This window comes from Geminicoccus sp. (assembly GCF_035556675.1).
In the GTDB taxonomy this organism is placed as follows: Bacteria; Pseudomonadota; Alphaproteobacteria; order Geminicoccales; family Geminicoccaceae; genus Geminicoccus.
The window spans coordinates 1-12,059 of the sequence record NZ_DATMFZ010000333.1 but is presented as its reverse complement, the minus strand read 5'-3'; the positions used below and the strand labels follow the sequence as shown (position 1 = coordinate 12,059).

Here is a 12,059-nt window from a genome sequence, read left to right as displayed (position 1 = left end):
CGATCCGCCCCTGGTAGCCCACCACCCGGCAGACCAGCTCCAGCAACTCCCGAATGGTCACGTCCTCGCCCGAGCCGACATTGACGTGCTCATGGCCAGAATAGACCTGCATCAGATGGACCAGCGCGTCGGCGCAGTCGTCGGCATGGAGGAACTCGCGCCTGGGCGTGCCGGTCCCCCACATCACGATCTCCGGGGAACCGGCGAGCTTCGCCTCGTGCGCCTTGCGGATGAAGGCCGGCAGGACATGGCTGGACTGGAGGTCGAAATTGTCCCCCGGCCCGTACAGGTTGGTCGGCATGGCCGAGATGAAGTCGCAGCCGTGCTGCCGGCGATAGGCCTGGGCCAGCTTGATCCCGGCGATCTTGGCGATCGCGTACCACTCGTTGGTGGGCTCGAGCGGCCCGGTCAGCAGGCTGTCCTCGGCGATCGGCTGGGGTGCGAACTTCGGGTAGATGCAGGACGAGCCGAGGAACAGGAGCTTCTGCACCTCCGCCCGGTGCGCCGCCTCGATGATGTTCGCCTCGATCATGAGGTTATCGTAGAGATAGTCGGCCGGGAAGGTGTCGTTCGCCAGGATCCCGCCGACCTTGGCCGCCGCCAGGAAGATCGCGTCGGGCCTCGTGTCCAGGATCCAGGCGCGCGTCTGCGCCTGGTCCTTGAGATCCACCTGGTCTCGGCCTACGGTCAGGACCTCGCAGTCCTCGGCTGCCAAGCGCCGCACGATCGCCGAGCCGACCATGCCGCGATGGCCGGCCACCCAGACCCGCCTGCCCTTAAGGGGAAAGAGGGCCTCAGGCATCCCGCATCACCGGCGCGGTCGCCATCACCTTCAGGTCCTCCTCGACCATCTCGGCCAGCAGCGCGTCCATGTCGGTCTCGTGCTTCCAGCCGAGCTTGCGCCGGGCCTTCTCCGGGTTGCCGATCAGCAGATCGACCTCGGTCGGACGGAAATAGCGCGGATCGACCTGGACCAGGACCTTGCCGGTCTTGCGGCAGATCCCCTTCTCGTCCACCCCCTCGCCCTGCCAGTCGAGGGTGACGCCGACATGGGCGAAGGCCTTCTCCACGAACGAGCGCACCGTGTTGGTCTGGCCGGTCGCCAGCACGTAGTCGTCCGGCTCGTCCTGCTGCAGCATCAGCCACATGCCGCGCACATATTCTCGGGCATGGCCCCAGTCGCGCTTGGCGTCCAGGTTGCCGAGATAGAGCTTGCTCTGCCGGCCGAGATGGATGGCGGCCACCGCACGCGTGATCTTGCGGGTGACGAAGGTCTCGCCGCGCAAGGGGCTCTCATGGTTGAACAGGATGCCGTTCGACGCGTGCATCCCATAAGCCTCGCGGTAGTTCACCACGATCCAGTAGGCGTAGAGCTTGGCCGCCGCATAGGGGCTGCGCGGATAGAACGGGGTCGTCTCGCTCTGCGGGACCTCCTGGACCTTGCCGTACAGCTCCGAGGTCGACGCCTGGTAGAACCGGGTCTTCTGCGTGAGCCCCAGCAGGCGGATCGCCTCCAGCAGGCGCAGCGTACCGATCCCGTCGGCGTTCGCGGTGTACTCCGGCGTCTCGAAGCTGACCTGGACGTGCGACTGGGCGGCCAGATTGTAGATCTCGTCCGGCTGGGTCTCCTGCACCACGCGGATCAGGTTGGTCGAATCCGTCATGTCGCCATAGTGCAGGATGAAGCGCGGATGGGGGACGTGCGGGTCCTCGTAGAGATGCTCGATCCGGCCGGTATTGAACGAGGACGAGCGGCGCTTGATGCCGTGGACGATATAGCCCTTGTCGAGCAGCAGCTGGGCCAGATAGGCGCCGTCCTGCCCGGTGGCACCGGTGATGAGGGCGACCTTGCCCGCATGGGTCGTCATGGCGTCCAGCTTCCGTCCTGCAGTCCAAGGAGAAACGATACGGCGCGGCGCCGCATTGCGCCGGCTTTCCGGCGCGGCGCTTATCCTGCCACTTTTGCAGCCACAAGTCCTCCAAAGGGAGACCGGCTGCCCCAACGGTCGCGGCTAGGCTTCCGTCTCGGCCGGCTCTTCCCGCGTGACCGGTGCCGATGCCAGCGCCTCGACCACCGCCTGGTCGACCCGCTCCAGCCAGACGAACTCCAGCCGGTCACGCGCATCCTTGGGAATGTCGTCGAAGTCGCGCCGGTTGCGCGCCGGCAGCATCACCCGCGTGATCCCGGCTCTCGCCGCCGCCACCACCTTCTCCTTGATCCCGCCTACCGGCAGGACCAGGCCGCGCAGGCTGATCTCGCCGGTCATCGCCGTGTCGCTGCGCACCGTGCGCCCGGTCAGCACCGAGGCCAGGGCAATGAACATGGCTACCCCGGCGCTCGGCCCGTCCTTGGGCGTGGCCCCGGCCGGGACATGGACGTGGATGTCGCTCTTCTCGAACGCCGCCTGCTCCACCCCCAGTTCGCCCGCCCGGCTCTTGACCAGGCTGAGTGCCGCCTGGGCGCTCTCGCGCATCACCTCCCCCAGCTGTCCGGTCAGGATCAGCCGGCCGCTGCCCGGTGTGCGGGTCGCCTCGATGAACAGGATGTCGCCGCCCACCGGCGTCCAGGCCAGGCCCGTGGCCACGCCCGGCACCGCCGTGCGCATCGCCACCTCGTCCTCGAAGCGCGGCGGCCCCAGTACCTCGGCCAGGTCGCCCTCGCCGATCCGCGTGGGCTCCGTGCGACCCTCGGCCACCGCCACCGCGACATGCCGCATGACCCGGCCGATCTCCCGCTCCAGCCCGCGCACCCCTGCCTCGCGGGTATAGGCCCGGATGATCTCGGCAATCGCCACGTCGTCGATGCTGACCTGATCGGGCTTCAGCCCGTTTGCGTCGAGCTGACGCGCCACCAGGTAGCGCTTGGCGATCTCCAGCTTCTCGGCATCGGTGTAGCCGGCTAGGCTGATGATCTCCATCCGGTCCCGCAAGGGACCCGGGATCGTGTCCAGCATGTTCGCGGTCGCGATGAACACCACCCGCGACAGATCGAACGGCACGCCCAGATAGTTGTCGCGGAAGGTCCCGTTCTGCTCCGGGTCCAGCACCTCCAACATCGCTGCCGACGGATCGCCTTGGATGCCGGAGCCCATCTTGTCGATCTCGTCCAGCATCATCACGCAGTCGCGCGCCTTGGCCTTGCGGATGCCCTGGATGATGTTGCCCGGCAAGGCGCCCACATAGGTGCGCCGGTGCCCGCGGATCTCAGCCTCGTCATGAACGCCGCCCAGCGAGACGCGGACGAACTTGCGGCCCATGGCGCGGGCGATGGACTGGCCGAGCGAGGTCTTGCCCACGCCCGGCGGCCCGACGAAGCACAGGATCGGCGCCTTGCCCTCGGGTGCCAGCTTGCGCACCGCCAGATACTCGACGATCCGCTGCTTGATCTTCTCCAGGCCGAAATGGTCGGCGTCCAGGATCCGCCTGGCCTCGGCGATGTCAATCGGCGCCTCGTCGCCAAGCTGCCAGGGCAGATCGATCAGCCAGTCCAGATAGGTCCGGATCATGCCGTACTCGGCGGATGCGTCCGGCATGCGCTCCAGCCGGCGCAGCTCCTTGCGCGCCGCCTGCTCCACCTCGTCCGGCATGCCCGCCTTGCCGATCGCCTCGCCGAGCTCTGCGATCTCCTGGGACTTGGCGCTGTCGCCCTCGCCCAGCTGGCGCTGGATCGCCGCCATCTGCTCGCGCAGCAGGACCTCGCGCTGCCGCTCGTCCAGGGACGCCTTGGTCGCCTTGCCGATCTCCTGGGACAGGCGCAGCACCTCGATCCGCTGGGCCAGCAGCCGGGCGACCTTGTCCATCCGGGCGCGCAGGTCGAGCGTTTCCAGGAAGTCCTGCTTCTCGTCCGGGGAGGCATCGATATAGGCGGCCACCATGTCGGTCAGCGCCGTGGCCGAGGCCGCGTTGCTGATAGTGGCCAGCAGCTCCGGCGGGCTCTGCGGCATGAGCTGCAGCGCCTCGGTCGCCTGCCCCTTCAGGTGGAGAAAGCGCGCCTGGATGTCCTGCGACTGCTCGTCAGGCTCCTCCAGCCGCCGGGCCCTGGCGACCAGGACCGGCTGCTCGCGGACAAAGCTTTCGACATGGAAGCGCTGCTCGCCCTGGCAGATCAGGTGGTGCGATCCGTCGGGTGCGGTCACGTAGCGCAGGATGTTCGCGACCACGCCCATCCGGTGCAGGTTGCCGGGATTGGCCTCCGGCGCTTCGGCATCGCGCTGCATCAGGATGCCCACCGGGCGGCCCTGGCGGACAGCTGCCTGTGCGGCCGCGACCGAGCCCGGCCGGTTGATCACGACGGGCATCACCACGCCCGGGAACAGCACGAAGCCGCGCACCGGCAGGATCAGGAGTTCGTCCGGCGCCAGCTCCGGCAGCTGGCTGGCGGCACCGCCGGCACCGGCATCGGCCGCGGACAGGTACGGGGAATGGGGGATCATGACGACGTTTCCCGGTCAGGCGAGCTTGCGCAGGACGACGGTGAGGCAGCCGTTCACCACGGCCGGATGCATCACTTCGTAGCGTCCGGGCGGCAGGGGCAGCTGTCGTTCGAACCGCCCCTGGGGCAGCTCCAGCCGGTGGATCCGGGCGAAGCGGAGTTCCTGCGGCAATACGCGCTCGCCGGCGATCACCAGCACGCCGTTGTCGATCACGACCTGGATCCGCTCGGGATCGACGCCGGGCAGGGCAGCCAGCACCAGCAGTTCATGGTCGGTCTCCAGCATATCGACCGGCGGCTCCCATGCCGGCGCACGGGACCGGCCGGGGACCGGCTGGAAGTTCTGCTGGTGCATTCGCTCGGCGCGGAGCAGCATCTCGACCGCGTTGGACCACATCCAGGCGCGGGGATCCGGATTCTTCATGCATCGACCTCGGCGTACAGCCGCGAAAACCACGCGATCTATGTGGGGCTTCCGGCTTGGGCGATCCAGGGGCCAGCCGGTCAGCGGCCGGGAAACCTGGGTCTAGGAGGATCCGGACCGGGGCGAGTTGGGGCGGGAGGATTCGAACCTCCGCATGGCGGAACCAAAATCCGCTGCCTTACCGCTTGGCGACGCCCCATCGATGCACCGGAGATACGCCGAACCTCAGGCAGGCTCAACCGCTAGCAGCAGCCCTGCCCGGTCGCTCATGAATCGGGCCCCGGCTCGATCAGGACCGGCTCGATCCACCAGCCGGGCACCGCCGCGCGCAGGATGGCGGCGGCACGCTCCACGCGGTTCTGGTCGGCGAACAGGCCGAAGCAGGACGAGCCGCTGCCCGACATCCGCGCCAGTAGGCAGCCCTCCAGGACGTGCAGGCTCTGCAGCACCTTGCCGATCACCGGGGCCAGCGCCACGGCCGGTGCCTCCAGGTCGTTGCGACTCTCTGCCAGATACTGTGCCAGCACCAGCGGGCCGCCGTGGGGCTGCAGCCCGCCGTCGCGCTCCAGGCCCAGCTCACGGAGCCCGCGGAACACCTGCGGGGTCGCAACGTGCACGCCGGGATTGACCAGCAGCAGCGCCAGGGCCGGCAGGCCGCGGACCGGGTCCAGCCGCTCGCCCAGCCCGCGCATCCGCGCCGGCCGGGCATAGACGCAGACCGGCACGTCCGCACCCAGCTCGGCACCCAGCTCGCGCAGCCGGGCATTGCCCAGGCCCATGCCGCATACCCGGTCGAGCAGACGCAGGGCGGCGGCGGCATCGGCACTGCCACCGCCAAGACCGCCGCCCACCGGCAACCGCTTCTCGAGCCGGATCCTTCCGGACAGTGCGATCCCGGTGCGCCTGGCCAGCAGCTCCGCGGCCCGGAGGACGAGATTGCTCTCATCCCGCGGTACGGCGGCGGTGAAGGGCCCGCTCACCTCCAGGCTCAGCCCGCCCCCATCCGCCGGCTCGAACTCCAGCCGGTCACCGATCGGCGCGAACACCACGAGGCTGTCCAGCTCATGATAGCCGTCCAGGCGACGCCCGGTGACCAGCAGGTCGAGATTGATCTTGGCCGGCGCCAGCTCGCTGCGGGCCGGACCGGTCCCTGGCGGCGGCGCCGTGCTGCCGGCCGCCGGTCGACTACGATTCCAGACCATTGGCCAGCTTGTCCCGCAACAGCCGGGCCAGCTCCGCGTCCGGCGAAAGGGTCAGGGCACGCTGCCACTGGAAGCGCGCCTCGCGGAGCCGGCCGGTCCGCCAGTAGGCGTCCCCCAGATGCTCGTTGATCACCGGGTCGCCCGGCTCCGCCTCCACGGCCCGGTCCAGCCAGCTCACCGCCTCATTCAGCCGGCCGATCTTGAAGTAGGCCCAGCCCAGGCTGTCGATGATGAAGCCGTCGCGGGGGCGCAGCTCCACCGCCTTCTGCAGCATGCCGAGCGCCTGCCTCAGATTCTCGCCACGGTCGACCCAGGAATAGCCCAGATAGTTCAGGACCAGCGGCTGGTCCGGTGCCAGCTGCAGCGCCTGCTGGAAGTCGTCCACGGCTTCCGGCCAACGGCCCAGCCGCTCGCGCGCCACGCCCCGGGCGTAGAACAGGCGCCAGTCGGGGGCGGACGGGGCCGCCACCCGGGCGATCGCCCGGTCGTAGGCGCGCTCCGCCTCCGCATAGCGCTCGCCACTGCGCGCGAGGTCGCCGAGCTTGACCAGGGCATCGATACGTTCTGGCCGTTCTTCGGCCATGCGCTCGAGCAGTTCCTCGGCTTCGTCCTGCCGGCCGGCCGCCAGCGTGGCATCGACGGTGGCGAGCTTCGCCTCCCACTCCCAGGGCGAACCCTCAGGCAGCTGCGCCAGCGTCTCTATCGCCAGCTGTGGACTGCCCTGGGCTATCATCAGGCTCCCCAGGGTCAGCACCGCCTCGCCATCCCCAGGCGCCGCCCAGGTCGCCAGGCGGGCATAGACGATGGCGCGGCCCTCGGCCCCCTGCTGGCGCAGGGCCTCGACAATCGCGAGCAGGAGATCGGCCGCTCCCTCGCCGGCGGTGGTCAGCACGGCCATGGGTGGTTGGCCGGCCGAGACATGCTCGACGGCCCGTCCGAGCACAGCGGGCTCCTCGTGCAGGGCGGCAGCACCCTGGAGATAGTGGCGCGCGGTCGCCGGACCGTCCAACTCGAAGATCAGCCTCGCGGTCAGCAGCGCCATGCGCACAGGGATCTGCTGACCCTCCTGTGCCTGCGGCTGGAGAGTCGCCCGGGCTGCCGCCGTCTGCCCCGCCAGGGCCTGGATCGCGGCGCGGTGGTAGGTCAGCACCGCGAACAGGGGATCATCCGGCTCCACTTCCGGCAACTGGGCCAGCGCAAGCTGCGGATCACCCTCGGCAACCGCGAGCCAGGCCTGCAGCACTGGGGCGATCAGCCCCCCGATGCTGCGCTCGGGCAGGGCGTCGAGGATGCGGCGGGCATCGGCGATCCGGCCAGCCTGCAGCGCGTCGATGAACAGGACGAGGTGGGCTTCGTCAGCGCCGGGATCGATCTCGGTCAGGAGGCGAGCCTGGTCCTTGGCCCCGGCAAGGTCCCCACGGGCCACGTCGAGGAGGAAGACCTGCCGGCGCAGGTCCAGGTCGTCGGGGTCAGCCGCGAGTGCACGCTCCAGCGCATCGGATGCCTGCACCACGTCGCCGGCGTCCATGGCATACTGGCCTACCAGATAGTCGCCGATGGCGCTGCTCTCGACCGAGTGGGCGGTCGTCATCAGGGCGGGTGCCGATGACAGGTCGTCCAGCGCGCCATTGCTGGCCTGCAGGGCCGGAGCGCAGGCTGCGGTCAGCGGAACGAGCACGCCCAGCAGAGCCGGCAGGCGGGACCGGCGCCTGCGTTTGGCCGGCCGGTCCGGGGTTGGTGCAGGGAGATGCGGCTCCATGACAGGAGCACCCGGAAGGCCGTTCAACCGCTTCTCCGCGCTGTCTGCTGGACGGTGGTGGAGGTGAGGATGGAGGGGGGAACGGGTTGGCACCGTCCCAGCGCCGTGCCAAGCCGATCCCGCCGGACAGGGGACGTGTCGTGGCGTCACGGCATGGGCGTCGGACCCCGACGCTTGACGTGGCCGGGCGATCCGGTCAAGAGACCCGCAGCCGACCTGCCGGTCCTGGGCAGGCTATTGTCGTACCGACGTCGCGCTATCGGATCCGAACGCATGCTTAAGACCTCGAAGAGCAAGAACGACCCCACGGCGCGTGGCGCCGCCCAGCCCGCCAAGATGATCGACGGCAAGAAGATCAAGCCGGCGCTCTATGTGGGCACCGCGGTGGGCCATGGTCGCTACATAGCGGCGCAGGATGAGAGCGGCAAGTTGGTGGCCGATCGCGAAGGCCGCCCGATCCCCTATCGCGACATCTGATCCTCTGCCGGGGATCCCGGCCGCGCCGCGGACTGCCTGGATGTAGGCCTGCCCGCGGCACGGGGCCTCGGCCCAGGCGACGGGGCAACGGAGAGATACGGTTGGCGGCTCGTGCCGTCGACGAACGATCTTGGCGCAGGCCGGTTCACGCGTGGCGACAGGCCAGCCGGAGGTGGAGCGGGAAGCGGGCTGCCAGTGCGGCTCCGGACGGTTTCGGTCGCTGCGGATGAGTCTGCAGGTCGGGCTGGGGGAAGAAAAAGGCGGTGGATCACGGGCTGCGCCAGCTTCGCGCCTGGCTTGCCTGGCAGCAGGCCGCAGGTGCTGTGGACCTGGTCGGTGAACCGGCCGACCCTGCCCTCGCCCTCCCCTCATCCGTGCCGACCCTGCCGGAAGCCGCCGAGCCTGCCGACGCGCGTCCCCTGGCCGCCTTGCTGCCGGGAATGCCCGCGCAGGCGATCGCACCGCCGGTCCGCCGCTCCGAGACGGGTGACGTCGCCACTGCCCGCCGGCTTGCGTTGGCCTGCCCCGACCTCGTCGCCCTGGAAGCCGCGCTTGCCGGGTTCGAAGGGTGTGCGTTGCGGCGCACCGCCACCCGGCTGTGCTTTGCCGACGGCAATCCTGCGAGCCCGCTCGTGCTGATCGGCGAAGCGCCCGGCGCGGAGGAGGATCGGCAGGGCAAGCCGTTCGTCGGCCCGTCCGGCCGCCTCCTGGACCGGATGCTGGCGACGATCGGCCTGGACCGCTCGCGCTTCTGGATCACCAACTGCCTGTTCTGGCGGCCGCCCGGCAACCGCACCCCCTCGCCGCAGGAGGTGGCGGTCTGCCAGCCATTCCTGGAGCGGGCGCTGGAACTGGTGCAGCCGCGGATCGTGCTGTTCGTGGGCGGTACCGCCGCGCGCACCCTGCTTGGGCTGGAGGCCGGCGTCACGCGGCTGCGCGGCACGCTGCGCAGCTGGCACCCCGACTGGTCGCCGCAGCCGATCGAGACCCTCGTGACCTTTCATCCCGCCTACCTCCTGCGCAATCCGGCCCAGAAGAAGCTGGTCTGGCGGGACCTTCTGCAGCTCTGCCAGCGTCTGGAAGCAGACTCGGGCGCAGGCCCGGGGGGGAGGCCGCACTAGCTTACCGCAACGGGTGGACCAGCACGTCCGGCCAACGGGATCGGCTGGCACGACAGGGGGGAAATCCATGGTGCTCGAACGACCACCCGGTCGCGCCTGGTCGGTGCGATCGTGGCTCTCATCAAGGCTCTTCGGGGCGAATCTCTTGGCGGGGATGCTCCTGGCAGGCATCCCGCTCGCCGCACCGGCGGCGGCCGGTGATGCCGCGACACCGGATGCGCCGGCGGCGGCCGCGCAGCAGGGTGATGTCCAGCTGGCCCGGCTGAGCCCGGGCTTCCTTCGGGAAATGCCGGACAGGACCGTGCTGCCGCGTCCGCTGTCCGCCAGCGATGCCGACATGTACCGGCGCCTGTTCGCCCTGCAGGCGGAGGAGCGCTATGACATGGTCGACCGGCTGATCCGGCTGGTCGACAACCGGATGCTGCTGGGCCACCTCCTGGCGGAGCGCTATCTCGATCACCGGGGCTACAAGGCCAGCTTTCAGGAACTGGCCCAGTGGCTCGAGCGGTACGGCGACCATCCGCGCGCAGAGCGGATCCACGCGCTCGCTGCCAAGCGTCGCCCGGCCGGTGCGGTCCTGCCGAAGCCGTTCACCGCCCCCGCCGTGTCTCCCGCCCAGCCTCAGCTGGTCGAGGACGGCGCCAGCTATGTGAGCGGTCTGGAACGGCCGAAATCGGTGGCGCGCAAGGTCGCGAAGTGGCGGCGGCAGATCCCTGAGCTGATCCGCAACGGCAAGCTGGACCAGGCTCGATCAGAGCTGAGCCGGGCGGACGTGCTGCCACTCCTGGATGCGGCGGAGCTCGACATCGCGCGCTGGCAGATCGGCCGGGCGCTCCTGGCAAACGGCGAGGCGAAGCAGGCTTATGCGCTGATCGGCCCTGCGGCGTTCCGCTCGGCCGCGGTCGTACCGGCGATGGCCTGGACGGCGGGGCTGTCCGCCTGGCGGGTGCGGGACTATGCTGGAGCCCAGCGCTTCTTCACGGAATTCGCCAACCGGCGGGGTTCGGTGCCGGCGGAGGCGGCGATGGGCGCCTTTTGGGCGGCCCGCGCCAGCCTGGCCGCCGACCGGCCACAATTCGTGCCGCGCTTCATGCGCCTGGCCGCCGCGACCGGGGATAATTTCTATGGCCGGCTGGCCCGGGCGGTATTGGGCGGGCCCCTGCCCGGGGCCGTCGCGGAGGACGGGCTGGGCGACCGCGCGACACTGACCCTGCTCAAATATGTCGGCGGCCGGCGGGCGTTGGCCCTGGCGCAGATCGGGCGGCCAGAACTGGCTGAATTGGAGATCCGCGGCCTGGCCCTGCGCCAGGACGACCCACTGCTCGCCGAGGCGATCTGGAAGCTCACGGAGGCGATGGACCTGCCGCCGGCGGCGGCCGTGGCGGCAGCGAGTCCGGAGGTCGAGCCGCCCGGCAGCGGCGATTATCCGGTGCCCAAGCTCCAGAACAGCCATTTCACCCTGGACCGGGCCCTGGTGCTGGCGGTGATCCGCGCGGAAAGCGGCTTCGACCAGCTGGCCACCAGTTCCGTAGGCGCCCTCGGCCTGATGCAGCTCATGCCGGCCACTGCGGCCACGGTCGCCGAGCGCAAAGGCATCCGGCTGAACGATGGCGACCTGCATGACCCGCTGGTGAACCTGAAGCTCGGCCAGGGCTATCTCGAGTACCTGATGGAGCAGAAGGAGATCGGGCCGAACCTGATCCTGCTGGCTGCCGCCTACAATGCCGGACCCGGCCGGGTGACCCAGTGGCTGGCGCGCGATCCGCAGGCCGACGATCCCCTCTACTTCCTGGAGAGCATTCCGCTGATCGAGACCAGGAACTATGTGAAGAAGGTGCTGTCCGCCTACTGGGCCTACCAGGAGCGCTTCTCTCAGGCGGCCACCTCGCTCGACGAGCTGCGCTTGGGCAGCTGGCCGACCTACCGCCCCCCCGGGAAAGCCCGCCGTACCGCTGCCAAGAGCTGAGGCCAACATGTCCGGACGGATCGACGAGACGGTTTCCTTCCAGGCGCTGCGCGTAGCACTGCTCACCGTGTCGGACAGCCGTGACCGGACGAGCGATCGATCCGGCGACACGCTGGAAGAACGGGTGCGCGCCGCCGGCCATGAGCTCGCGGCGCGCACGCTGGTGCGGGACGATGCCCAGGAGATCGCGGCCCAGTTCCGGGCATGGATCACGGATCCGGGCGTCGAGGTGGTCATCTCCACCGGCGGCACCGGAGTGACCGGCCGGGACGTCACGCCCGAGGCGCTGGCGGAGGTAGTCGAGAAGGACATTCCCGGCTTCGGCGAGATGTTCCGGATGATCTCCTACGGCAAGATCGGCACCTCGGCCCTGCAGAGCCGCGCCTGCGCCGGGGTGGCGAACGGCACCTACCTGTTCTGCCTGCCCGGCTCGCCCGGTGCCTGCCGCGACGGTTGGGACGAGATCCTGCGCTGGCAGCTCGACATCCGGCACCGCCCCTGCAACTTCGCCGAGCTGCTCCCACGCCTGCGCGAGCGCTGACCGGCCGGTTTCGCCACTCACCTACGGGCAGTGCTTTCGGAACGACGCGAGGCGTCGCCCGCCGCCGGTATCTGCCTGTGATTTGGCTTCGCATGATGCAACGCCCTCGAGGTGGCAGCCGACGAGGCTGACGGCCT

At 69.8% G+C, this 12,059-nt stretch carries 10 protein-coding genes and 1 tRNA gene; 4 read left to right on the top strand and 7 right to left on the bottom strand.

Going from position 1 to position 12,059, the window contains the following annotated elements; genetic code table 11:
- From VNS22_RS23530 to VNS22_RS23500, 7 genes are all read right to left on the bottom strand, one after another.
- Positions 1-802, bottom strand: an 802-nt coding sequence (locus VNS22_RS23530; RefSeq protein ID WP_325736832.1) for a GDP-L-fucose synthase, incomplete at its 3' end; no start/stop codon positions are given.
- Positions 795-1,868: a GDP-mannose 4,6-dehydratase gene (gmd, locus tag VNS22_RS23525; RefSeq protein ID WP_325736830.1), complete on the bottom strand. Its 1,074-nt coding sequence runs from the start codon at positions 1,866-1,868 to the stop codon at positions 795-797. The genes VNS22_RS23530 and gmd, both read right to left, overlap by 8 nt.
- Before the next feature lie 144 nt (positions 1,869-2,012).
- Positions 2,013-4,433 carry an endopeptidase La gene (gene lon, locus VNS22_RS23520; protein ID WP_325736828.1) on the bottom strand — a complete coding sequence of 807 codons (2,421 nt, stop codon included), beginning with the start codon at positions 4,431-4,433 and terminating at the stop codon, positions 2,013-2,015.
- 15 nt (positions 4,434-4,448) lie between these two features.
- Complete coding sequence (locus VNS22_RS23515; protein WP_325736826.1) at positions 4,449-4,856, bottom strand: Hsp20/alpha crystallin family protein; 408 nt, start codon at positions 4,854-4,856, stop codon at positions 4,449-4,451.
- Positions 4,857-4,983: 127 nt separating this feature from the next.
- A tRNA-Gln gene (locus tag VNS22_RS23510) sits at positions 4,984-5,055 on the bottom strand.
- A gap of 67 nt (positions 5,056-5,122) precedes the next feature.
- Positions 5,123-6,058 carry a 4-(cytidine 5'-diphospho)-2-C-methyl-D-erythritol kinase gene (locus VNS22_RS23505; protein WP_325736824.1) on the bottom strand — a complete coding sequence of 312 codons (936 nt, stop codon included), beginning with the start codon at positions 6,056-6,058 and terminating at the stop codon, positions 5,123-5,125.
- Positions 6,042-7,817 (bottom strand): tetratricopeptide repeat protein, encoded by a 1,776-nt coding sequence (locus tag VNS22_RS23500; protein WP_325736822.1) that lies wholly within the window; start codon positions 7,815-7,817, stop codon positions 6,042-6,044. Before VNS22_RS23500 ends, VNS22_RS23505 begins: the two co-directional genes overlap by 17 nt.
- A gap of 273 nt (positions 7,818-8,090) precedes the next feature.
- Here VNS22_RS23500 and VNS22_RS23495 point away from each other — a divergent pair, with 273 nt between their 5' ends.
- From VNS22_RS23495 to moaB, 4 genes are all read left to right on the top strand, one after another.
- Complete coding sequence (locus VNS22_RS23495; RefSeq protein WP_191062472.1) at positions 8,091-8,294, top strand: hypothetical protein; 204 nt, start codon at positions 8,091-8,093, stop codon at positions 8,292-8,294.
- Between the two features lie 263 nt (positions 8,295-8,557).
- Positions 8,558-9,415 carry a uracil-DNA glycosylase gene (locus tag VNS22_RS23490; protein WP_325736819.1) on the top strand — a complete coding sequence of 286 codons (858 nt, stop codon included), beginning with the start codon at positions 8,558-8,560 and terminating at the stop codon, positions 9,413-9,415.
- Between the two features lie 154 nt (positions 9,416-9,569).
- Positions 9,570-11,381 (top strand): lytic transglycosylase domain-containing protein, encoded by a 1,812-nt coding sequence (locus VNS22_RS23485; protein ID WP_325736834.1) that lies wholly within the window; start codon positions 9,570-9,572, stop codon positions 11,379-11,381.
- Between the two features lie 7 nt (positions 11,382-11,388).
- Entirely contained in the window at positions 11,389-11,922 is a 534-nt protein-coding gene (gene moaB / locus VNS22_RS23480) for a molybdenum cofactor biosynthesis protein B (RefSeq protein WP_325736817.1), read from the top strand.
- Positions 11,923-12,059 lie beyond the last annotated feature (137 nt).

Coding starts and splice junctions, on each gene's coding strand:
- gmd (WP_325736830.1), bottom strand. CDS start 1,868: ATGACGACCCATGCGGGCAAGGTCGCCCTCATCACCGGTGCCACCGGG.
- lon (WP_325736828.1), bottom strand. CDS start 4,433: ATGATCCCCCATTCCCCGTACCTGTCCGCGGCCGATGCCGGTGCCGGC.
- VNS22_RS23515 (WP_325736826.1), bottom strand. CDS start 4,856: ATGAAGAATCCGGATCCCCGCGCCTGGATGTGGTCCAACGCGGTCGAG.
- VNS22_RS23505 (WP_325736824.1), bottom strand. CDS start 6,058: ATGGTCTGGAATCGTAGTCGACCGGCGGCCGGCAGCACGGCGCCGCCG.
- VNS22_RS23500 (WP_325736822.1), bottom strand. CDS start 7,817: ATGGAGCCGCATCTCCCTGCACCAACCCCGGACCGGCCGGCCAAACGC.
- VNS22_RS23495 (WP_191062472.1), top strand. CDS start 8,091: ATGCTTAAGACCTCGAAGAGCAAGAACGACCCCACGGCGCGTGGCGCC.
- VNS22_RS23485 (WP_325736834.1), top strand. CDS start 9,570: ATGCTCCTGGCAGGCATCCCGCTCGCCGCACCGGCGGCGGCCGGTGAT.
- moaB (WP_325736817.1), top strand. CDS start 11,389: ATGTCCGGACGGATCGACGAGACGGTTTCCTTCCAGGCGCTGCGCGTA.